Raw genomic sequence first — 21,275 nt, forward strand, 5'->3', positions numbered from 1 at the left:
CGATCCGGAGCCGACCAAGCGATGCCGCCGATGGTGGCGACGCGTGTGAGCGGATCAGTGCGCCCGGTTCCACCAGTCCACGTCCTGAACCGCCAGCACCCTGCTCTCCAAGGTCAGGGCCTCCTCGCGGCTTTCGGTAAGAGCCCAGCAAACGTGCAGATCAGCCCAGGTCAGTGCGGCCTTGCCCCACTCGGAAGCCCGCATCGGCCGACCGCTTTCCACCTCCGCGAGCCGCTCGCGCAGCCAGTCCCGATCGGCCAACGCCCGGTCGAAGAGCCCTTCGCCCAGCCCGGAGGCCAGCGCTTTGCCGCTGGTGTAGCGCCGCAACCGACCGCGCAGCCCTCCGCCCTTGCGCGCCCCCGCGCCCACCCCCACGTACACCACAGGCCCGTCCCCGCCCTGCCTGGCCAGGTAGACACCCGGTGATGGCGGCGGATCGGCACTGATCAACGGCACCCAGTCCGTCCACTGGGCCATATCCTGAATCTTTCGGCTGATCAACGCTCCACCTCCGTGCCCGTTGAGGGCGTTGTTACTCCGGCCCAACCACGCAGCATGGTCCGTACGCCGCAGAGCGTTCGGGCTAGATCGGGCGCGAGAACATCTGCTCGCCGGGGAGCGGCGAGGCACCGACGTCGCGGTGTCTGGAGCTACCAGGGAGGATGACCGGCTCGCCCGGGGCGTGGATGGTGAACCCGTGGCGCCGGTAGAACTGGGCCAGGGCGGCGTCACCGGCGGTGAACTACCCGTACGCCAAGAACGCGCGGAGATCACGGTGGACGGCCAGGGCCTTGGCCAAGAGAGCAGAGGCGATGCCCTGGCGGCGGCAGTCGTCTGCGACGGCCAAGGCGCGGAGCTTGACGTAAGCCATAGCAGTAGCGCCCAGGATGGCGGGGGCTGTCCCGTTGCGCTCCATGCCGCCAAGGACGGACAGAGGCGGGATGCTGGACGAGATGCCGACGATGCGCCCGGTAGGCGTGTACTCGGCTACCAGGAATAGGAGCCGGCCGGTTCCGAATCGGCTGGTGAACGGGCTGCCTTCGTCGATGGTTTCGCTCATGGCCTCGCAGTCGTCGAAGGCGCCGTGTCCTTCCATGGCGAGCGCGGCGAGATCGGTGAATGCCTTGCCTTCTCCGGGGCGGGCCTCTCTGATCTGGATGGTGGCGGGCAGTTCGTCGGGGCGGCGGCGTCGGGGCTTGCCGGGCTTAAGTCGTCCCACGAGCGTCCTCTCGGGTTGGGGGGAGGCCCTGCATCCACGCCGTCACCAAGGGGGTGTGCAGCCAGCAGGGAGCACGGTTACCAGTAGGGCGGAAGGCCGTAATTGCTGAAGGCTAACGCGGAGATCACGCCATTGGAGGTGAGGACGATGGCGCATTTCTGTCGCCTCGGGGGCTCCCACGGGTGTGCTCACCGGATGACGCGCAGTGCTGTGGCTGTAGGTGCCCGTGTGCTGTGCGTCGAGTCAGCGGGGTGCGGGGCAGGCTCAGCGGTACGGGGACCCGTTCGGCGCCGGTCGCGGTGTTCTGCAGCAGGAGCCGGAAGCGTTCCTCGTCGGCGGGCCGCACCGTGACCTCGTACCCGTCACCGCGCCCGGCATCGAGGGCGGTCAGAACCCGTCGGCCGTCTTCCTTCTCGGCGGCGACACGGGGATGGAAGAAGAGCACAGGCTCCAGATTCAAGCGCCGCCCGGCGAGCGTGATGGCGAACTCCTCGCCCTGCCCCGCACGGACTGCTGCTCCCCACCGAGCAGGGCCCGCAGAAAGGGGGAGTCCTCCTCGGTCAGCGTGAAGCGTGGGCGGGGCAGGAACGGGGAGATCACGCAGTGCCCATCCAGGAGCAGGCGCGCCATGCGCAGAGCGATCCGGCCGGTCGGGGGCAGCTCGTCGGGGACGGGGAACTACTGCTCGCAGTGCCGCTGGACGACGTCCAAGTCCTCGACGTAGCGGCGGAGCTCCGTCACCTCCTGGTGTGCTGCCTCGGACGCTGTTGGCAGCTCGCCGCCCCCGATCACCCCCGCGCTCGTGCGGACCTCGAAGGCGCCGCCGGCCACGATGCGCTGGTGTATCCGCAGCAGACGCAGGGCGGCAGCGGACTGCAGCCGCTCCAGCGAGAACGTGAAACGCAGCTTCTCTGTCAAGTCCAGCGTGTTGAGCAACGGCTGACCGGAGCCTCTGATCTATCGAGCTCGGCAACGGCGAGAATCTGCGCGACGTCGAGAGATCAGGCGCGGAGTAGGTCGGTCGAGACCGTCCAGAGGCGCTTGGCGGTGGCGGGATCGAGCGCCCATTCCTTGACACCGTGCGGGTGCTGCGCGAGGTCGGCGTCGTCCGGCACGGTGTAGGCCTCTTGTGCATCGTCGAGGTAGTGGCCTCCGGAGTGAGCGAACTCGGGGGCGACGGCCGCGACGATGCTGGTGGCGGCCCCCTGCTCGACCGTCTTATAGGTGAAGACTCCGGCGGCCTCGGCCGCGGCGAGCGACTCCTTCTGTTCTGTTGTGAAGTTCCGCTGCAGTCCTGTCGCGATACCGCCGGGGTTCACCGCATTGGCGACGATGCCGTCGGACGCCCAGAGACGGGTCGCCTCGACGGCGAAGAGAGAGTTCGCCGTCTTCGACTGGGCGTAGGCAATCTGCGGGTCGTAGCTGCGACGCTCGAAGTGGAGGTCGTCGAAGTTGATGCCGGAACGCATGTGCGCCGTCGAACTGACCGAGACGATCCGTGCTCCATCGCGGTCGGCCGCTCCCAGAGCCAGGGCGTCATGAAGGCCGCTGGCCAGGGCGAAGTGGCCAAGATGGTTTGTCGCGAATTGCAGTTCCCAGCCTTCATGTGTCCGTTCGAGGCCACCGGTGACCACGCCAGCGTTGTTGATCAGCAGGTGAAGCGGGCCGCGCCACGCGTCGACGAATCGTGTGACGGAGCTCCTATCGGCAAGGTCGAGCCGGACGACTCGGGGACGGATCCCTTCGGTCGACTTCTCGATCGTCTCAGCGACGGCGTCACCCGCAGTCGTGTTCCGGACAGCGAGCGTCACTTCCGCCCCGGCAGCGGCCAACACACGAGCTGTCTCGATCCCGAGTCCGGAAGAAGCTCCCGTCACGATCGCGCGGACGCCGGTGAGATCGACGCCTCGCAGCACCTCGTCCGCGGTGCTGGAGGCAGTGAAGGGCGTGGAGATGAGTACGTGAGTCATGGCACCGACTATACGTACTAGACTTGATTTGTATAGTTCGGTTTTCGCTCGTATGCTCGTTCCATGAGCAGTCCCGATATCGGCCATCCGCCGTCGACAGTCGCCGATACCGATCGCCGGACCCTGGTTCTGGACTCCGCGATGGTCACGTTCGCGCGATTCGGTTACCGGAAGACCTCGATGGAGGAAGTGGCGCGGGCGGCGGACATCTCCCGGCCCGGCCTCTACTTTCTCTTCTCCTCGAAGGAGACTCTGTTCCGTGCCGCGGTCACCCGGGCCCTGGAGCGGGACATCACAGCGGTCGAACACGTCCTGGCCGAGACCGAACGCCCCTTTCCAGAGCGCCTCGTTGAAGCGTTCGACCAGTGGGCAGGCCGCTACATCGGCCCGCTGACGCGTGACGTCGCGGCGGTCATCGAGGACAACCCCGACCTCCTCGGAGAGATCGTCGAAACCACACCGCGACGTTTCGAGCAATTGATCACAGACGCAATCGCCGTCGAGTCAGGACAAGGCGCGGCCCCCTTGGTCGCACAGACGATGATCAGCGCATCGATCGGCCTCAAGCATCAAACCGCATCACGGGAGTTCTACCTCGACCGGCTGAAGGTCGCTATCGATCTCCTGGTGCGCTAACAGCGCTCCCGGTCTCCCGTAGGACCGGCGGTCTCGGACGGCGACGGGCCGGCCGCCCGTCGAGGCCGAGCTTGTCAGCGCACGCAAGGCCTCGTGGAAGCAGTCGTTCGGTGTGTGCGGTCCTTGGTTGCGTGACCGCACGATCATCGGCCCCGCCAGGCGTCTGGCGTGGCCGCAGTGAGTGGAGCTCCCGGGCAGAGGCTGTTCCTCACCGCTCGAATTCGGCTTCGGGTTGCCTGCTCTCTGGACGGGGGTCTGCGGTTGACGCTGAGAAGGCAGCGGGCGGAGTGCGGCCGTACGGTCTGCCAGCTGCTGATGTAGGAGTTGGTTCTCGGCTGTTGCTTGGTGCAGGGCGCCGACGAGGGCTTCGACGTCGGCCTTGAGGTGGGCGATCTCCTCCGCGTCGGCAGTCCGTAGTTCCTTGAGTCGGCGGACCTGCTTGCGTAGGCGCTGTTCGCTGTCCGAGGTGCCGCCGCGGGCGCGGACCCTTTCATAGAACTCGTTCTTCAAGTCTGTGTGCCGCTGGGTGAGTGCGTTGCGCGGGACACCGGCTTCGACGGCGAGGGCGACGATCGTCAGGGCGCCGTTGGAGCGTTCGGGTGTGCCGCGCAGGATTCGGTCCATCGCGGCATGGATGCGGTCGCGCTCGTCTGCGACGGGGCTCGTGCGGTCGGCTCCTGGGAGTGGATGCGATCGTTGTTGTGGCGGTCGGCCAGGCCACGGAGATGGTCTGCACGCCGGGTGAGCCGGTCGGCGAGCGGGCCGGGCACAGCCTCCGCGGCGGCCTGCTGCTCCAACGTCTGTGCGTGATGCGCGAGTTCGTCGGCGTGGCGGTCGGTGCGTGCGATGTTCGCACACGACGGCTGGCAGCGGTCGAGGCTCGGGGCGTCGGTGATATCGAGGCGTTGGCACAAGGCGCGGTCGCGGTTGTAGACGCACATCAGGAACGAGTGGGGGGTTGTCGTAGACGGCCAGGGCCGGGTTGCCCAGGAGGTCCCGGGCCTGGCGGTGCGTGCGGATGGATCCGGCGAAGGTGGGGGCCTGGCGGTGCGTGCGGATGGATCCGGCGAAGGTGGGGGCCTGGGCGGCAGCGTGGATCGCTCGCCGGGCGGCTGGCCCTGAGATCCCGCTTCCGGTGGCGAGATCGTCGTGGAGGGTGGTGAGAGTGTCGGCGGTAGCCCGGGCGGTTTCGATGTCGAGCAACTCGTGGATGCCGCCGCGGCCGCGAGCGGCGTAGCCGGCGCTCATTGCGGTGCGCATGTGCCCGTACTGGATGGCAAGGGCCACCAGCCCGCCCGGTCTGCGCGCGATGTGCCAGGCCAGCGACCGGCGGAAGCGCGCCACGCCGAGGGCCCCGAAGGGATCGTCTGGGATGACTTCATGGGGACGGTCCAGGGCCACCGCGAGGCTGGAGGCCCATGCGATGAAGTCCTCGATCCGGTTGCGCATTGCCTCGAAGCCGACGACCCGGCCTGTGGAGATGCGACCGCGCGGGATTGCGTGGACAGCGCCGTCGAAGAGGAGCCCGTCCGGGGCGATGCGTTCCAGCACGCGGATCGCGGTAACCACCGGTGGAATGGCGCCCCAGGGGACCTCCCGCACCTGCCCGGCGGAGTAGTGATTGCCGTCCTGGTCGTGGATCCCCTTGAACACTCGGCCGTAGATCAGGTGCCGTCCAGGCGACGACGGTTCGGGGCAACAGCCGCTCTCCAGGCCCATCACCTCACCGGGCCGCATGCCGGTCAGGTACGCCAGGACGATGAAGCAGGCGACGCTCAGGTGCCGCATGAGCTGTGGGAGCTCGGTGAAGTCGATCGATTGGGTCCACGGCTGTCCGGCGATCCGCCCCGTGATCGGCGGAGAGCGGGCAGGGGCCGGGGTGGCGCTGGGCGTAGTCGCGAAAGCCTTCCCGTAGCTCGGTCCGCAGATGGCTGTTGATCTGCTTCGGGGAGTAGCCGACCAGCACGGCCATGTAGGTCATGCTGATCTGGTGCTCCCCCTTGTGCCATCGGGTGGGTACGGGGGCACCACGCTCCACGAGCTGATCCAGGTAGGCCCTCAGCCGCGCCATGGACTTCCAAGTACCGACGGTCTGTTCAGCCTGTTCGGTCAGGCGCTGCGTCTCCTTCTGGGCGGACATTGACCACCCCCAACTGGCGGCACTGCTAAGCCAAATGAAACGGACATCGGAGAATCAAACGCTCACTTAAACACCCCTTTCAATGAGGGAGTAGGACTCAGGGCAACGGGCAACGTGGCGGCCGCCGCTCGGGGCCGACGGATAAATGACGATTACATGCCCAAGTAGGGCCCCAGAGTGGCGGCGGTGGCGGCACAGGACAGGTAGTTCTTGGCGTGGTGGAATCCGAACGCGGTGTGGACGGAATCGGTCAGGTCCAAGGCGATGCCAGTAAAGGAGCGGGCGAGGTGGGGCGGGATGGCCACCGGATCTCCCGGGTCTGCGATGTTCACCCATCGTGCGACGCCACCGGGGCGGGCGCCAAGGCGTGCCGGCGGGTCGCCGAGGGGGCGGGGGAGGAGACGGTCGAAGACGGCGCGTGGCAGGGCAAGCGGGGAGCCCAAGCTGAGGAAAAGGTCCACCTGCAGCTCGGGGTATGCGTGCAGGGCTTCGTACGCGATTACGGTGCCCAGGGAGTGGGCGATGACAACTCGGGGACGGTGCTGGGCGATCCGCATAGCGACCTCCTCCCGGGCCGCCAGCCGCGCTGGGGACTCGTCAGTGCGCAGGTAGGCAGCTACTTCTTGGAAAAACAGCCGGATGAAGAGCTGGGTTAGACGCCCGTCCAGGCTGAACTTCTCGGCCACCCAGCTCGCGGCATGGCGCAGCGGCAATGTCAGCGCGCCCTGGGTGACAGGCCGGGGTGCTCCCAGTTGCTCAAGCCACGCCGCCATCAGTTCCCTGGACACAGGGTCGCTCAACTCATTTGCCTCGTGGTGTCCTTGGACTGTGCGACCGGAGTTGAGCATGGGTGCGTAGTAGGCGAAATCGACGTCGAGGCGGGCTGCCGCGACCCCCAGCCCGCCGGTGAGGTGGTCTGTCCAGCGTGGGATGTGTGCTGCGCGGACCTGGGCGGCTGTGGCGCGGGGGTCGTAATGCCCCACTCCGTGGACGGCAACAATGGTGAGGGGCCCGGAAGTAGGACTGCTCATCGGAGTCTCCTGAGAACCGGTTCGAGGCTGAGTGCGATGACTTCATGGCCCATACCGAGCAGCAGGGTGCCGTCTGGCACGAGGTGCGCACACTGTGCGGCATAGGGCAATACAAGCGCGGTCAGGCACGACGCGGTGATCAGGTCCCACACCCGCACCGCGTGGTCGCCTCCGGCGGTGATGGCGACGGGCCGACCGCCGACCTCAGCGGACGCCACCGCCCACACAGAGCTGGTGTGGCCGGTGAGGGGTTTGCCGAGTGGGGTGCCGGTGGTCAAGTCCCACATGTGTACCCAGCCCTCATCACCCGTGGTGACAGTGGTGGGCCGGCCGTCCACTTCAGCCGTTGTTACGGCTCGTACGGGGCTGGTGTGGCCGGTGAGGGGTTTGCCGAGTGGGGTGTCGGCGGTCAGGTCCCATACGCGTACCGAGCCCTCGTTGCTGGTGGTGATGGCGATGGGTTGGCCGTGCACCTGCGCTGTGGCTACGGCTCGTACGGGGCCGGTGTGGCCGGTGAGGGGTTTGCCGAGTGGGGTGCCGGTGGTCAGGTCCCATACGCGTACTGAGCGGTCGCCTCCGGCGGTGATGGCGACGGGGCGGCCGTGCACCTGCGCTGTGGCCACCGCCAGTACCCAGTCGGTGTGGCCGGTGAGGGGTTTGCCGAGTGGGGTGCCGGTGGCCAGGTCCCATACGCGTACTGAACGGTCGCCTCCGGCGGTGACAGCGACGGGCCGGCCGTCCACCACGGCTGTGGCCACCGCCCTCACCGGACCCGTGTGGCCGGTGAGGGGTTCGCTGACCGGCGTGCTGCTGGCCAGGTCCCATATGCGTACTGAGCCTTCGTCGCTGGTGGTGATGGCGATGGGTCGGCCGTTGACCTCTGCTGTGGCCACTGCCAGTACCCAGTTGGTGTGGCCGGTGAGGGGTTCGCTGACCGGCGTGCTGCTGGCCAGGTCCCATATGCGTACTGAGCCTTCGTCGCTGGTGGTGATGGCGATGGGTCGGCCGTTGACCTCTGCTGTGGCCACCGCCCATACCCAGTTGGTGTGGCCGGTGAGTGTGGCGGTGCTCCGGCCGGTGGCCAGGTCCCATACTCGTACCGAGTGGTCGCCTGCGCCGGTGATGGCGATGGGCCGGCCGTCCATCACGGTTGTCGCCACCGCCAGCACTGGGCCTGTGTGGCCGGTCAGGGGCGCGGTGAGTGCGGTCGAGACCTGGGTCCCGGTTGCCCACAGAGGTTGCCAATCGGTGCCGCGGGCGAATTCGTTGCTGAGTTCCGTGGAGCGGAAACGGGCGGCGTCGAGGGCAAGGATCTGCCGTCGATGGTCAGCGGCGAGGTTCCGATGGGTCGTGTAGGAGGTTCGGTAGATGGCGGCTGCGACCCGTGCGCCCTGGGTGGTGGCTTCACGCAGGGCGGCGTTCACCATCTCGGGCTCGCCGTGGACGAGGAAGCCGGGATCCTGGAGGAGCTCGTCCGTCCTTCCGGCGTTGGCCGCGTGCTGGGCGGCGTGGCGCAGCAGGTAGGGATCGGCGACGTCCCAGGCGGGGCGGCCGTCCTCCGCCATAGGCAGCGACGCGAGGAGTCGCTCGTAGACGATCAGCGCAGACGGCGCAGGAGAGGTGATGCTCATGAGGTCTGCTCCTGTCCTGGGGAGCCGTACGGGTCGGCACACAGGTGTTCGGCGAGGCCTTCGTGAAAGAGCCGATACAAAGTGGTGCCGTTGACGTCGATTTCGCGGCGCAGATAGAAGTGCGCCTGCGCCAGGGCCGTACGCACGGCTGCATGCGGCAGCGGGCCGCTGTCGGCCTGGGCGGGGGCGAACGCGGCGGCGATGTGGGCCACGACGCGTTCGGGCATGCCCAGGCCCTTGGCATGGGCGAGGGCGGCCAGGGTGGGTCGTAGGTGGGGCCGGTCGGTGCGGCGGGCGAGATCCAGCTCGAGAAGCTCGGGAAGACCCATCGGGACGGCCAGTCCGAGTTGGCGGGCGAGGTCCGGGTCTCGCTCGGTGGGCAGGTCGAGGACACGCTGGAGATAGAGCCCGGCGACCAGGAATTCCCCCCACCCCAGGGGGCTCGTCCCTTCGGGTACGTGGGCCTCGTCCCGGCCCGGGTCGTCGATGCTGGTCAGACGGGCCGCGATGCCCTCGGCGAGGGCATCGGCGGCGTCCGCCGCGTCCCACGCAGCGTAGGGGGTATCGACGGCGAGCAGGTCGGCGACGTATTGCCGCAGGGCCCTGTAAACGTCGCAGGGTACGGCGTCGTCGAGGTTGATCAGCCCGCCCGTGTCCTGTGCAAGCTGGAGGAGGGCGGCAAAGCGCGGATCGGATCGGGTACCGACCAGCAGCCGCAGTCCTGTGCCGGCGGTGAGGGCGGAACGGGCCAAGGGCAGCAGCAGGGCCTGGGCGACGTCGTCGGGGCGTTCGGCCTCGTCGAGTGCGTCGATCACCAGGGTGTACGCCGCACCGACTCCGGCGTGCGCAAGCCGGGTGAGGCCTTCCGCGTCCCAGCCCCCGGTGGGGCAGTCTTCCTCGGTAGCACCCATCTGGCGGGCGAGGGAGTCGGCGATCTGTTCGAGGCTGCGGCGGCGCGCGTGAACCACGAAGAGCCGGTCGTTGCGGGCCGGCTTGGCCGGCAGCACAAACCACAGGGGCTGCGTCGGGGTGCGCAGCGCGGGGTGCGCGGCACAGATCAGGACGCCCAGCAGGGCCGATTTGCCCACCCCGCGTTTGCCGGTCACGATCTGGAAACCGGGGCCCTGGCCGTTGAACCAGGCGGTCAGGGTGCGAACTTCCGCTTCTCGCCCGCGGAAGTACCCTTGCCCCAGCCCGCGGTCCAGCAGTTCGGTGCCGGCACCGCGCAGCATGAAGTGACGCGGGTCGAAGGTTTCGTCCAGCAGGGAGGCGACGCCGGAGTCGACCTCCGACAGCACACTGACCCGTCTCTGGTGTCCGGGATTGGGGAAGAACGGCAGATCATCGAGCTGAGTGTGGTCGGTGAACGGTACGCGGCTGACCTCGATCTGCTGGGTGTAGCCCTCGGCCGCGTTGAGTTCCGCCACCACACGGCTGATCTCATGGCCCACGGTGGGCAGGGGAATGTGCCGGTAGGAGGGGTCCACCCGCAGGGTGCCGTCCAGATACTGTTGAAGCACGGTGGTTGTGGCCCTGCTCAGCCGGTAGTCGAACGCCTTGTCCATACGGCTGGTCGCGGAGATGACCCAGGCGCGACGCCGACCGGTCGGCATCTCCTGGTGCCAGGGCAGGGTCGCTGCGGCTCCGGAGTGGCACAGGTCGAGGATGAACAGCGTCAACGGCCGCTGCTTGCCGGGGTGTGATTCGATCAAGCTGATCCAGGACGAGACCGGATCGTCGAGAGTGCTACCGTCGCTGCCCACTACGTACAGGCCGCGGTCACCGCTCTCGGCCAGGGCGCCGTGAGCAACGACATGCACGACCAGCACGGAACTGTCGCTCGACGTCACCGCACTGCGGATCTCCTCGCCCAGAACCGAGTGAGGGCTCGTCCGCCGGTACTCCACGTACCCGAACTCCCGTAACACCTTCGACATCGAGGCGGCATGTCCAGGAGCCTCGTGCAGCGGATCTAGCCCTCCAAGCGCCGGCAGCCCGTCCTCGTACAGCGCAGCCACGGGTACGCCCACGGCCAACACCGTGCGGGCCGCATCTTCGCGGCGGGCTTCTTCGCTCATCACACCCCCGCCTTCCGATCCCGAGGATATGCACTGCTTTCACAGCAGTGGCAGAGTTTCCGGAAATGCACAGTCCGGAAGGTCACTTGCCAAGGTCGCCTCGCGCGTCGCTAGGGGCACGGCGCTCGATCATGACGAGGAGATGGGGATTCCGGGTGACGCCGCAGGAGTCCGTCGGCTCCCCTGCCGGTCGGAGGGCAGGCGGGTCGCGAGATACCTGGCGGCAGGCTGGGGCTTTCGGAGGTGCACAACGTGGAGCCTGGCCTTCGCGAGCGGCCTCCTTGAGGATTCACCTGTGCTGTTCCCGGCTAGCTCTGAGGGCCGTCAGTTGATCTGTCGTCAGAGCTGTCCAGCGAGCAGTGCACGCCGGCAAACCAGGAGACGTACCATGTGTGGCCCTGAACAAGCCCCATCGTATGCCGGTGCGGGCCGTCCGAGCACTGCGCCGTGTGGAGGGAACCCGTGCCGAGGACCCCAGCCAGCTTCTCGCTCCAGTCCGATGAGGCCTCCTCGCGCACGCAGCCGTTGTTCTTCACAGACGTAGCGGACCTGACGGAGCTCGCCACGACGAGCCGCCGCCCGGCGCTTGCCGTCGCCGTCGCCGCTCTGCTGCCGCGCGCACTCCCGGGCCATGAGGCCCTAGCCTTCTACGCGGACGGCCCTGACCCCTATCCCGACGACAATCCGTACGACGAGCCGTACCGCCGGCCCTACCGTCCGCTCGTCCCCGAGCCCGAGGCGCCGAATGAGCCTTCGGGGCCAGAGAATCCCGAGCAACTGGCGGAGCAGAGGCCGACGGAGGAACGGGATAAACCGGTCGCAGATGCCAAGCGAACCGGTCCCGAGGCCCCGCTTGGGCGACGTCCTGGGATCGGTGAACCCGGCATGACCACTGAGTGGCCGAGTGGGCTCGATGTGGGCGCACTGCGGACCGCAGGTCTGCGCCCAATGCCCTTCCGGCAGTTCGTGCTGAAAACGCACGGCCGGTGCAACCTGTCCTGCACGTACTGCTACGTCTACCACTCGGAAGACCAGAGCTGGCGGGACAAGCCGGTACGGGTCTCCGACTCTGTCATAGAGCGTGTGGCCGACCGTATCGCGGAGCACGCGCACAGCCACGCGTTGCGTGCTGTCGAGACCAATTTGCACGGAGGAGAGCCACTCCTTACTGGGCCCGGTCTGCCGATCCGTTACGTCGAAGCGGTACGACAGCGGGTGGCCGAAGTGACCGGCGGGCGGTGCTCGGTCCATGCCAGCCTCCAGACCAACGGCACCCTGCTGAACCGGCGGACACTGGATGCGCTCGCCGTCGCGAAGGTCCGGGTGGGTATCAGCCTCGATGGCGGTCTCGCACGGCACAACCGGCGGCGCGTCGATCACGCTGGCCGGCCAGCGTGGCCTGCGGCCTCACGAGGTGTCCGGCTGTTGGCCGACTACCCCGACCTCTATGCCGGCGTGCTCTCTACCGTAGATCCGCGGGTGCCGGTGGGCGCCGTGTATACATCGCTGCTGGACCTGGCGCCGCCGTCCCTGGAATTCCTGCTCCCGCATGCCACCTGGTCCTCACCCTCACCTGGCATGTGCACGCATCCTGACGGGCCCAGGCCGACACCGTACGGCGATTGGCTGGCCGCAGCGTTCGACTTGTGGTTTGACGCTGACCGGCCACCTCCGCACATCCGTCTCTTCACCGACGTCATCGCGCTTCTCGCCGGTCTCCCTGCCGCTTCTGACGCCGTGGGCATGTCGCCGATGGTGGCGGTCGTTGTCGAGACCGATGGCACCGTGGAGCAGGTCGACTCGCTCAAGACCGCCTACCACGGGGCGGCAGTGACCGGCATGGACGTGTTCCGCCACTCCTTCGATGAGGTGCTAAACCACCCCGGCGTGGTCGCCCGGCAGCTGGGAAGGGCCGCTCTGGCCGCCACATGCCAAGCCTGCCCTGTGGTGGCCGTGTGCGGCGGTGGGAACTACGCACACCGCTACCGCGCGGGTGAGGGCTTTCTCAACCCCTCGGTGTACTGCGGTGACCTCGAACACCTCATCCGACACGTTTCGCGCCGGCTGGGGGGAGAGTTGCGTGAACTCGGCTACGTCGCCAGGGGAAATGGCAGGGGGCCCCATCCTCAATGTCCGCGGAGGGTGTGACGAGGACGTCGAACCGAGCGCCGGCCTGGAGGAGATGGAGGACCTGGCCAAGTCGGGCTCGACGAAGGCCGCTGCGGACCTACCCCTCGCGGGCAACCGGATGCCTAACACCAACCTCCCCCCGACGGACCAAAGGAGGGCGGGGTCGGGGACTGCCCGGCTTCCAAGGTCGCCGCACCAGCGGCTGTCCAGGCCCAGGCCGCTCAGATCACCGCTTCCTTTCTGGACTAGGCGCTGTTTCTCGGATCATGTTCGGAGCCAGATCATGAGGGTCGCGACCGTGACGGTTCCGAGGTAGACGTAGGCGCGTTTCTCGTAGCGGGTGGCGACGGCCCGGAAGCCCTTGAGGCGGTTGATGGCTCGCTCGACGGTGTTGCGTTTCTTGTAGCGTTCGCTGTCGAATCCGATGGGCCGGCCGCCGTCGGAGCCGCGGTTGTGCCGGTGTCGTTGCTGGTCGAGGTGTTCGGGGATGGTGTGCCGGATTCCGCGTCGTCGCAGGTAACGGCGGTTCTTGCGGGAGGTGTAGGCCTTGTCCGCCAGGACGTGGTCGGGCCGGGTGCGGGGCCGTCCGACTCCGGTGCGGGGCACGGAAACCTGCCCCAGCACCCGGTCGAGCTGGGGGCCGTCACCGTAGTGCCCGGGTGTCACAACGAGCGCGAGGGGCCGGCACCGTCCCTCGGCGGCGAGGTGGATTTTGGTGGTGAAGCCGCCGCGGGAGCGTCCCAGGCATTCGCCGATCTGACCACCTCCTCCAATCGGACGGCCAGTTTCCGCAGCACCGGACCGACCCGGTTTGTCCCCTGCCCGGCCCCCTTTTGAGGAACCGCGGCTGGGGGCACCTTCCTTGCGCCGGCGGCGTGCTGGTGAGCCCGCACCGCGGTGGAGTCCACTGACACGTCCCAGTCGATTTGGCCCTCAGCGTCCTCGGCGGCCTGGACAAGGGACAGCAGCCTCTGCCACGTTCCGTCCGCTGACCAGCGGCGATGACGTTTGTAGACCGTCTCCCACGGCCCGAACCTCTCGGGAAGATCCCGCCACTGCACACCCGTCCGCACCCGGTACAGCACCCCGTTAATCACCCGCCGGTGATCACTCCACCGACCCCCACGCGCACCGCCACGAGGCAAGAACGACTCCAGTCGATGCCACTCTGCGTTCGTTAAATCCCCACGACCCATGGAACCAGCCTGACCCCAACACCCCACCCACGTCCGGAGATCCGAGAAACACTGCCTACTGATCTTTTCGTAAAGTTCGGTGGATGTGGTGGCTTTGTGGGTGGGAGGCTGTCGGGATGGCTTATCGACCTTTGTCCTCTGCGTCTGGTTCTTCCGTACCTCCGTTGTCACGGCCGGAGTTGGCGGAGGCGCGTCGTGTTCGGGCGGTCGAGCTGTTCGAGGAGGGCGGGTCGAATCCGGAGATCGCGCGGGCGGTGGGAGTGTGTGCCGAGAGCGTGCGGCGGTGGAGGCGTGTGTGGGAGGAAGGGGGTGCTCCAGCCTTACGCCGGCGTCCGGCCACCGGTCGCCCGCCCAAGCTGAATGACGCCCAGGTCGAGACTGTGCGGGCCGTCTTGGAGCGGGGTGCCCAGGCTCATGGATTCGAGGCCGATCTGTGGACGCTGGAACGAGTCGGCGCGGTCGTCGAGCGGGTGACAGGAGTGTCCCTGTCACGGGCGTCGGTGTGGCGTCTGCTGACCGGCCGGCTGGGGTGGAGTCTGCAGCGGCCTGAGCGGCGGGTGGTGGAGCGGGACGAGTCCGGGATCGCCCGCTGGATCACGCACGAGTGGCCGCGAATCAAAAGGGGGCGGTGAACACACGTGCCTGGATCGTGTTCCTCGACGAATCATGCGTCTCGCTGCTGCCCCAGATCCGCCGTACTTACGCACCTCGCGGCCGCACGCCGCTTCTGCGGCACCGGCTGAACTGGAAGCGTGCGTCGATGGCCGCGGCTCTGGGCTACCACTCCACCGACTTCGACCGCGGTCCTCGCCTGTGTTTCCACCTCAAGCCCGGCAGCTACGACACCATCGCTCTCATCGAGGTCCTTGAACAGGTCGAAGCGTTCTACCGTGGCGAGCCAGTGATCTTGGTCTGGGACGGTCTGTCCGCCCACTGGAGCCGGGCGATGCGAGCCTGGGTCACCGAGCGGGACTGGCTCACCCTCGAGCGATTACCCGCATACGCACCCGAGCTGAACCCGGTGGAACTGCTCTGGTCGTCGCTCAAGAAGCGCGAACTCGCCAACCTCGCCGGCGACCACCTCGCCGACGTTGCCGACGCCACCGAACAAGGCGTCCACCGGATCAATCACAACCAGCACCTGCCATGGTCCTACCTCGCCCACACCGGCCTGACCATCCAGCCACCACACCCACCGAACTTACGAAAAGATCAGTAAGACGTCATTTCATTTGGCGATGCGGCGATGGCATATGTCCGAAGTCCCGCAGGTCGGCCCTCTCGGCAAAAGATGACCGCACCGTGCCCGGTCGGATATGAGTGAGCATTCTGGCCGGGCAGGCCCCGCGCCGCCAGTGCCGCGCCGCTGCACTGGCCGTAGGTGAGCTTGGTTCAGATGTATGGTCCACTCCACCCGGCGCACGCCGACTACGGAGGGCGGCTCTCCTCCGGTGCGCCACACCGGTCGATTCTGATCATGTTCGCAAACGTACAATTCCGGCATGAGCGATAACCGTGCAGAGATCCAGGACCTCAATAGTCGCTACGCGATTGCTTTCGACTCTGGGCAGCTTGACGAGTCCGTCGACTGTTGGGCCGAGGACGGCACCCTGGACGAGACCGAAACCGGTCTCGGCTTGTTCGAAGGCCGCGAGGCGATCCGCGTCTTCTTCCGCGACGCCCTCATGGCCAACTCCACGAAAGTCGTCCATATGATGTTCAACCACCTGATCACCAGCATCGAGGGTGACCATGGTGAAGGCAGGGTCAACTGTCTCGTCGAGATCGTGAAGACCGATGGCAGTTACGCGCGCGCCCACGTCACGTACAGCGATCGCTACGTCCGGGTCGCAGGCCAGTGGAAGTTCGCCAGTCGCGTCGTCACCTCGTCCTTCCCGCACGAGACACTCACGAGCTGATGCTTGGGGAGCCGATGCGAACCTCCTCGGCGTCCCGAGCAGCCCGTGACACCGAAGGCAGCGTTGATCACGACATGCATGAGGAGGCGATGGTCGGCACGGCTGTGGTGGCCGCCCGGCTGTCAGCCCGCCACCCTGCACAGACCTCTCCATTTGGCGATGCGGCGGTGGCATATAAGGGTTGCCGCGATGGCTGTGAAGGCGAGGAAGTGCTCGGGGCTGCGTTCGTAGCGGCGGTGGAGGCGTCGGCATCCCGACAGCCAGGACACCGTGCGCTCTACGACCCAACGGTGTCGGCCCAGGTGCTTGGAGGACTCGGTGCCTCTGCGGGCGATGCGGTGGCTGATTTGCCGAAGGGAGAGCCAGCGCCGCAGGTGGGGGTAGTCGTAGCCTTTGTCGCCGTGGAGCTTGGCGGGCCGTCGGCGTCGGGGGCCGCGGCGGGAGCGGATGGGCGGGATACCGCGGACCAGCGGGATGAGGGCCTGGCTGTCGTGGAGGTTGGCCGCGGAGACGCCGAGTGGCAGGGGCAGGCCGTTGCGGTCGACGAGCAGGTGGATTTTTGATCCGTTCTTGCCGCGGTCGGTCGGATTCGATCCCGTCAGCCGCCCCCTTTGAGGGCGCGGACGCTGACGGAGTCGACCGCGCACCGCGACCAGTCCAGCTCGCCCTGGGCGCCGAGCTCGTCGAGTACCAAGCGGTGGAGCTTGGCCCACACTCTTGCCTCGGTCCACTCGGTGAACCGGCGGAACGCGGTCACCCCCGAAGGTCCGAAGCCCGGCGGCAGTTGGTTCCATGTGCATCCCGAGGTGGCCACGAAAATGATCGCGGCCAGGACCTCCCGGTCACCGTGCCGCCGCCGGCCACCGCCCTGCGGGCGTTCCGGAGCCGGCGGAACCACCCGCTCGAACAACTCCCACAGGTCGTCCGCCACCATCCGCTCAACAAGCGATGCAGTCACCGTTCCAGACTGCCGCAAGATCACACCAAATGAAATGACGTCTAAACGGGGCTATCCAGGACGGCTCCGATGCCGTGATCACACTCACCACATCATGATCATCACTCAAACCAGCCCAATGCCGAGACGATCTCTGCAGCTACGCTTCTCGGGGCAGTCGGCAGTGAGCAGATCGGGGGAAACCGTGAGCCGACCACTGCTGTTCCTCGACGTGGACGGACCGCTCAACCCTTACGCGGCCAAGCCGGAGAAGCGTCCCGACGGCTACACCACACTCAGAGTGCCCCAGGACGACACCCATGAGGAGGGCAGGGGCCTCTCGTCCCGGCGACGCCCCTTGCGGGTCTGGCTCAACCCGGAACACGGACGATTCCTGCTCCGGCTAGGCTTCGAGCTGTGCTGGGCAACCACGTGGATGGACGACGCCAACCGGTGGATCGCACCGGTCCTCGGCCTTCCAGAGCTTCCCTTCGTCGACTTCGGTGACGTGTTGCTCCAAGAACGCCCTGACGGCATCCACTGGAAGACCGGCCCGCTGGTGAGCTACGCAGGCGGCCGTCCTTTCGCCTGGGTGGACGACGAACAGAGCGATCTGGATCAGACATACGTAGCCGCCCACCATCGAGGGCCCGGGCTCCTGCACCACGTCAACCCTCGGGTCGGCCTACGGGAGAAATGACTTCCACGCGCTCGCCGACTTCGCCCGTTCCCTGGGCACTCCACGAACCACCGGCTGAGCACGTCATCGCATCTTCAGGCGGCTACGTACTCGGAGCCGCGGTCATTGCGGGACAGCCCTTAGGTGCGGGAGCGAAATCCTACCAACTCCCGGCACGCAAAGGCTTCGCCCCAAGGGAGCAACTTGCGCAAGATGGGCTTGGCTGTCACCTTCTACCAGGCCCCCCAACAGACATTCACCAACCCTCATTCGATCCGCGAGGTCATCTCGAAGCAGCGACTGCTACCGGCGATTCTGAAGGACCTGAAGGTGAATCCCCAAGGATTCTACGAACCAGAGAATTTCGCGTGCAGGCCCCCGCCACGTGGTGAAACCCGCCCGCCTCTGTTCGGCAGGCCGGCGGCCGTGCTGCGGTACGAGGATGGGAATTCGGTTGTCAACGGGCGGTCGTGGAGTCTTCCGCTGGAGGACAGGCTGCTGCTGAATGGGTGCCGACGTCCTCGCTTTTCGCGTGGTACCCAAGGCTGAATCACGCTCGACGGGGCCGTTGCCGCACCTCTCCCCGAATTCGTGCCGATTCCCGGCCTGCTGGTTCAGAACCTGGTGCAGGCGACGGTGAGCCCACGGAGAGGTTTGATTCTCTGGTAACCACCCGACAGAACCGCGATCTGACTGTCCGTTTCTTTGTCGGTCTGACTTCCCCCTCATCCTTTACTGAAAGAAACGCCACCGGCATCCCTCACCTGACTGATACTCGCCAGTAGGGATTCCGCAAGCGCTCACCGGTGACCGTCCAGCGACCCTCCGTTGCCGATCCGTCCACTCCTTGAATTTCGCTGCCATAACGGAACCCCGACATCAGCTGGCCCATCTCTCTGGGCGTCCCAAGGGGGACTTCAGGGCGAGTAAATGCGATGAGGACTGCTATGCGCGAATTCAGTCGACGGGGAATGCTCGGACTCGGAGCAGGGGCGGCGGTGACGCTGTCCGTCGCTGGTTGCTCCTCCGCCGGGTCGTCAGGATCCGGCAGGGTGGCGGGCAAGCCCGGGCAGACGGACCCGGCGGCCCGGGCGAAGCCGATAGGCGATGGCTCGACCGCCTTCACTGGCAAGCAGCCGAAGCAGCCGTCCAAGCTGGAGCGGCTGGAGCCGGGCCAGAAGCCGCCCCAGTTCGTGGTCTTCTCCTGGGACGGGGCGGCTGAGATAGGTGAAGGCCTCTTCCCGCGGTTCCGCAAGCTCGCCCGCGACCACAAGGCCTCGATGACCTTCTTCCTTTCCGGGCTGTACCTGCTGCCCGAGTCGAAGCGTCGGCTCTACCGGCCACCGAACAACCCCGTCGGCGCCTCTGACATCGAGCTCCTCAAGGACGACAACATCAAGCTGACGCTGAAGAACCTGCGTGCGGCGTGGCTGGAGGGCCACGAGATAGGCACGCACTTCAACGGCCACTTCTGCGGAACGGCCAAGGGCTCGGTCGCCCACTGGACCCCCGCCCAGTGGGACTCCGAGATCGAGCAGGCCATGGACTTCGTGACCAAGTGGCGGACGAATACCGGCTTCACCGACCTCGAACCGCTTCCCTTCGACTACAGCAAGGAACTCGTCGGTGCACGCACCCCGTGCCTGCTGGGCCAGGCGAACCTGCTGCCGGCGGTCAGGAAGCGCGGCTGGCGGTACGACGCCAGCTCGCCCGGCGGCCTCCAAGTCTGGCCCACCAAGAAGCAGGGCATCTGGGACTTCCCGCTCCAGGCGATGCCCTTCCCCGGCCACTCCTTCCAGGTCCTCTCGATGGACTACAACATCATGGCCAACCAGTCGAAAGCCTCCACCAAGGCCCCTCCGGCCAACTACCCGGGCTGGCGCAAGCAGGCCACTGACGCCTACATCGCCGGCTTTCAGCGGGCGTACGAGACGAACCGGGCCCCCTTCTTCGTCGGCAACCACTTCGAGCAGTGGAACGGCGGTATCTACATGGACGCCGTCGAGGAGGCGATCAAGCACATCGCCGACGAGAAGCACAAGGACGTCCGCATGGTCTCCTTCCGGCAGTTGTGCGACTGGCTCGACGCCCAGGACCCGCAAGTCCTCGCTAGCCTGCGGGGGCTAGGGGTCGGGCAGAAGTTCACCGGGCGCGGCTGACGGGCGTCCGAGGGGGTGCGGAAGAGGGGCCGTTTGCGTCAGCTGCAACGTGCCCCGGCCCATGATTGGTACCGCAGGAGGTACCGGTCGGCCCGCGGCAACACCGCGTACGGACGAGACGGTGGGCGGGCACGGGCGTCGAACCACCGCGCGCCACCAGCACCACGAGCTGGACGGACTCCGTCTCGCTTGCTTGTCAGCGCCTCCCATCCATGTGCGGGGCGGCGGTCTCGGCCGGCGGTTTCCCGGTGGACTCCCGCGTCTCGAAGTCGTTCGGTGGCGCGGGCCCTGTCCCAGGTGGCGCCGAGGCGGTCGTAGACGTCGAGCGCCTTGCCAAGGAGAGCTCGGGCGTCGTTCGAGCGTCCAGCGCGGGCCAGGAGTTCGGCTGCGTTGGTGTAGGCATGTGCCTCCTTCAAGGGCCGGGACGGAGGACGGCGCCGCGTTCCGGGCAGTAGGGGTTCGCGGCGGGCACTGGGCCGTGCCCGTGCTCGGCGAGACGTCGGGCGGCGACGGCTTCGGCGGCTGTGATCGTGCGGGGTGGCCGTGTGCTGCTGGTGCGCCGAGCGGTTGAGGAGGGCGATCTGCGCTGGCAGTTCCCGGCGGGCAAGCTTGAGGTTGGAGAGTGGCCGGAGCAGGCGGCCGTGCGGGAGACGCAGGAGGAGACGGGCCTGATCGTCGAGGTGGTCAAGGTGCTGGGCGGCCGGGTGCACCCGAAGACGGGCCGGCTGATGCACTACGTCGCCTGCTCCGTCGTCTCCGGTGTGGCGCATGTCGCGGATGAAGAGGAGCTGGCCGAGGTGGCGTGGGTCGCGCACGGGGAGATCCCGGCCTACGTGCCCTACGGGCTGTTCGAGCCGGTGCAGGAGTGCCTCGACGGCGAGCTGGCTGCGGCCGAGTAGATCGGCGCGGCACAAGGAAGCCCCGCCATGGAGCGGGGCTTCCTCCGTGTCAGCCGGTTGCGGCTGTTGGCCGGTCGTCGATGACGACGCGGGTGACGTCGGGTCGTGTAGTGCCGCTGGCAGTGGTGGTGGCGTCGCTGGCTACAACGTCAAGGGCTTGACCGATGGGCTTGTAGATGATGGCGGCGAGGTGCCGGGTTCCTGGGTCGGAAGTGGCGCTTTGCTGGCTCTTCCAGAGGGCGTCGACCACAGCGATGAGGGTGCGGCCGGAAACGTCGGCGGTGATGAGACCGTCGTCCTTTTCGGCTACGGCACCGGGGAGTCGGAAGTGCTGGCCGCTGCTGGATTGAGCAACGAGGAAGTCCCAGTGGTCACGGTGGCAGGTGATCTCGGCGTAGGCGATGCCGACGGCGAGGGTGAGGAGCTGCTCGAAGTCGGCGCTGTCCGGTTCTGTCTGCTGGGCCGGGTGCGTGCTGGTCGGCTCGGGCTCTGCCGTCGTGGTTGCGGCGGTGGTGCGGGTGGCTGCGACTTCCGCACGCCAGCCTTCGACGGCGGCTCGGAGGCTGGCCAATTCGGCGAGGAGCCGTGTGTTGTCGCGTTCGGCCCTGTCAGGTTGTTGTCGCTGGACGTCATTTCGAAGGGCCTGGAGTT

17 protein-coding genes and 3 pseudogenes are annotated in these 21,275 nt (G+C 67.2%); 8 read left to right on the forward strand and 12 right to left on the reverse strand.

Features of this window, described 5'->3' with window-relative positions; translation table 11 throughout:
* Positions 1–54: 54 nt before the first annotated feature.
* The 4 genes from M8I34_RS17045 to M8I34_RS17060 all read right to left on the reverse strand — a co-directional run bounded on the left by M8I34_RS17045 (position 55) and on the right by M8I34_RS17060 (position 3,189).
* Positions 55–501 (reverse strand): hypothetical protein, encoded by a 447-nt coding sequence (locus M8I34_RS17045; protein WP_250050294.1) that lies wholly within the window; start codon positions 499–501, stop codon positions 55–57.
* Between the two features lie 241 nt (positions 502–742).
* A complete protein-coding gene (locus tag M8I34_RS17050; RefSeq protein ID WP_250050295.1) occupies positions 743–1,219 on the reverse strand; it encodes a GNAT family N-acetyltransferase in 477 nt (158 codons plus the stop codon).
* A 678-nt stretch (positions 1,220–1,897) separates the two neighbouring features.
* On the reverse strand, positions 1,898–2,137 hold the full coding sequence (locus M8I34_RS17055) for a hypothetical protein (RefSeq protein ID WP_250050296.1): 240 nt from the start codon (positions 2,135–2,137) through the stop codon (positions 1,898–1,900).
* Positions 2,138–2,220: 83 nt separating this feature from the next.
* Positions 2,221–3,189: an SDR family NAD(P)-dependent oxidoreductase gene (locus tag M8I34_RS17060; RefSeq protein WP_250050297.1), complete on the reverse strand. Its 969-nt coding sequence runs from the start codon at positions 3,187–3,189 to the stop codon at positions 2,221–2,223.
* Positions 3,190–3,252: 63 nt separating this feature from the next.
* Here M8I34_RS17060 and M8I34_RS17065 point away from each other — a divergent pair, with 63 nt between their 5' ends.
* A complete protein-coding gene (locus M8I34_RS17065; protein ID WP_374210922.1) occupies positions 3,253–3,825 on the forward strand; it encodes a TetR/AcrR family transcriptional regulator in 573 nt (190 codons plus the stop codon).
* Here the strand turns inward: M8I34_RS17065 and M8I34_RS17070 are convergent.
* The 5 genes from M8I34_RS17070 to M8I34_RS17090 form a co-directional block, all read right to left on the reverse strand.
* Positions 3,769–5,613 carry a hypothetical protein gene (locus tag M8I34_RS17070; protein ID WP_250050298.1) on the reverse strand — a complete coding sequence of 615 codons (1,845 nt, stop codon included), beginning with the start codon at positions 5,611–5,613 and terminating at the stop codon, positions 3,769–3,771. The two genes, M8I34_RS17065 and M8I34_RS17070, sit on opposite strands and share 57 nt — an antisense overlap.
* Positions 5,549–5,965: a hypothetical protein gene (locus M8I34_RS17075; protein WP_250050299.1), complete on the reverse strand. Its 417-nt coding sequence runs from the start codon at positions 5,963–5,965 to the stop codon at positions 5,549–5,551. Before M8I34_RS17075 ends, M8I34_RS17070 begins: the two co-directional genes overlap by 65 nt.
* Positions 5,966–6,117: 152 nt before the next feature.
* Entirely contained in the window at positions 6,118–6,996 is an 879-nt protein-coding gene (locus M8I34_RS17080) for a serine peptidase (protein ID WP_250050300.1), read from the reverse strand.
* Positions 6,993–8,627, reverse strand: a complete 1,635-nt coding sequence (locus M8I34_RS17085; protein ID WP_250050301.1) for a WD40 repeat domain-containing protein — start codon at positions 8,625–8,627, stop codon at positions 6,993–6,995. The genes M8I34_RS17080 and M8I34_RS17085 overlap by 4 nt, the downstream gene beginning before the upstream one ends.
* Positions 8,624–10,705, reverse strand: coding sequence for an AAA family ATPase (locus tag M8I34_RS17090; protein ID WP_250050302.1), 2,082 nt, complete (start codon positions 10,703–10,705; stop codon positions 8,624–8,626). Before M8I34_RS17090 ends, M8I34_RS17085 begins: the two co-directional genes overlap by 4 nt.
* A gap of 462 nt (positions 10,706–11,167) precedes the next feature.
* Between M8I34_RS17090 and M8I34_RS17095 the strand changes: the two genes are divergently transcribed.
* Complete coding sequence (locus tag M8I34_RS17095) at positions 11,168–12,853, forward strand: FxsB family cyclophane-forming radical SAM/SPASM peptide maturase (protein ID WP_250050303.1); 1,686 nt, start codon at positions 11,168–11,170, stop codon at positions 12,851–12,853.
* 246 nt (positions 12,854–13,099) lie between these two features.
* On the opposite strand, the pseudogene M8I34_RS17100 reads toward M8I34_RS17095, so the two are convergent.
* Positions 13,100–14,031, reverse strand: a pseudogene (locus M8I34_RS17100) (IS5 family transposase).
* A gap of 116 nt (positions 14,032–14,147) precedes the next feature.
* On the opposite strand from M8I34_RS17100, the gene M8I34_RS17105 reads away from it, so the two are divergent.
* The 3 genes from M8I34_RS17105 (at position 14,148) to M8I34_RS17115 (ending at position 15,950) form a co-directional block, all read left to right on the forward strand.
* The gene (locus M8I34_RS17105; protein WP_250050304.1) at positions 14,148–14,663 is read left to right on the forward strand and encodes a winged helix-turn-helix domain-containing protein; all 516 of its coding nucleotides are present in this window, start codon (positions 14,148–14,150) and stop codon (positions 14,661–14,663) included.
* Positions 14,660–15,250 carry a transposase gene (locus tag M8I34_RS17110; protein WP_250050305.1) on the forward strand — a complete coding sequence of 197 codons (591 nt, stop codon included), beginning with the start codon at positions 14,660–14,662 and terminating at the stop codon, positions 15,248–15,250. Before M8I34_RS17105 ends, M8I34_RS17110 begins: the two co-directional genes overlap by 4 nt.
* A 283-nt stretch (positions 15,251–15,533) precedes the next feature.
* Positions 15,534–15,950 (forward strand): nuclear transport factor 2 family protein, encoded by a 417-nt coding sequence (locus M8I34_RS17115; protein ID WP_250050306.1) that lies wholly within the window; start codon positions 15,534–15,536, stop codon positions 15,948–15,950.
* Positions 15,951–16,072: 122 nt separating this feature from the next.
* Here M8I34_RS17115 and M8I34_RS17120 read toward each other — a convergent pair.
* Positions 16,073–16,884 (reverse strand): IS5 family transposase gene (locus tag M8I34_RS17120; protein ID WP_250050383.1). Its coding sequence is split into 2 segments (ribosomal slippage): positions 16,073–16,551 and positions 16,551–16,884, totalling 813 coding nucleotides; the frame shifts between segments, so codons are not numbered across the junction.
* A 208-nt stretch (positions 16,885–17,092) separates the two neighbouring features.
* Here M8I34_RS17120 and M8I34_RS17125 point away from each other — a divergent pair.
* From M8I34_RS17125 to M8I34_RS17135, 3 genes and pseudogenes are all read left to right on the forward strand, one after another.
* Positions 17,093–17,645, forward strand: a pseudogene (locus M8I34_RS17125) (hypothetical protein).
* 868 nt (positions 17,646–18,513) lie between these two features.
* Entirely contained in the window at positions 18,514–19,725 is a 1,212-nt protein-coding gene (locus tag M8I34_RS17130; RefSeq protein WP_250050307.1) for a hypothetical protein, read from the forward strand.
* Positions 19,726–20,240: 515 nt separating this feature from the next.
* Positions 20,241–20,624: pseudogene (locus tag M8I34_RS17135) on the forward strand (NUDIX hydrolase); the annotation flags it as partial.
* A 49-nt stretch (positions 20,625–20,673) separates the two neighbouring features.
* Here M8I34_RS17135 and M8I34_RS17140 read toward each other — a convergent pair.
* Entirely contained in the window at positions 20,674–21,195 is a 522-nt protein-coding gene (locus M8I34_RS17140; protein ID WP_250050309.1) for a hypothetical protein, read from the reverse strand.
* Between the last annotated feature and the right edge of the window lie 80 nt (positions 21,196–21,275).

Origin of the sequence: Streptomyces sp. MCA2 (genome assembly GCF_023544705.1) — a bacterium.
Classification (GTDB): domain Bacteria; phylum Actinomycetota; class Actinomycetes; order Streptomycetales; family Streptomycetaceae; genus Streptomyces; species Streptomyces decoyicus.

Coding starts and splice junctions, on each gene's coding strand:
- M8I34_RS17060 (WP_250050297.1), bottom strand. CDS start 3,189: ATGACTCACGTACTCATCTCCACGCCCTTCACTGCCTCCAGCACCGCG.
- M8I34_RS17065 (WP_374210922.1), top strand. CDS start 3,253: ATGAGCAGTCCCGATATCGGCCATCCGCCGTCGACAGTCGCCGATACC.
- M8I34_RS17070 (WP_250050298.1), bottom strand. CDS start 5,613: ATGCGGCACCTGAGCGTCGCCTGCTTCATCGTCCTGGCGTACCTGACC.
- M8I34_RS17075 (WP_250050299.1), bottom strand. CDS start 5,965: ATGTCCGCCCAGAAGGAGACGCAGCGCCTGACCGAACAGGCTGAACAG.
- M8I34_RS17080 (WP_250050300.1), bottom strand. CDS start 6,996: ATGAGCAGTCCTACTTCCGGGCCCCTCACCATTGTTGCCGTCCACGGA.
- M8I34_RS17085 (WP_250050301.1), bottom strand. CDS start 8,627: ATGAGCATCACCTCTCCTGCGCCGTCTGCGCTGATCGTCTACGAGCGA.
- M8I34_RS17090 (WP_250050302.1), bottom strand. CDS start 10,705: ATGAGCGAAGAAGCCCGCCGCGAAGATGCGGCCCGCACGGTGTTGGCC.
- M8I34_RS17105 (WP_250050304.1), top strand. CDS start 14,148: ATGGCTTATCGACCTTTGTCCTCTGCGTCTGGTTCTTCCGTACCTCCG.
- M8I34_RS17115 (WP_250050306.1), top strand. CDS start 15,534: ATGAGCGATAACCGTGCAGAGATCCAGGACCTCAATAGTCGCTACGCG.
- M8I34_RS17130 (WP_250050307.1), top strand. CDS start 18,514: ATGCGCGAATTCAGTCGACGGGGAATGCTCGGACTCGGAGCAGGGGCG.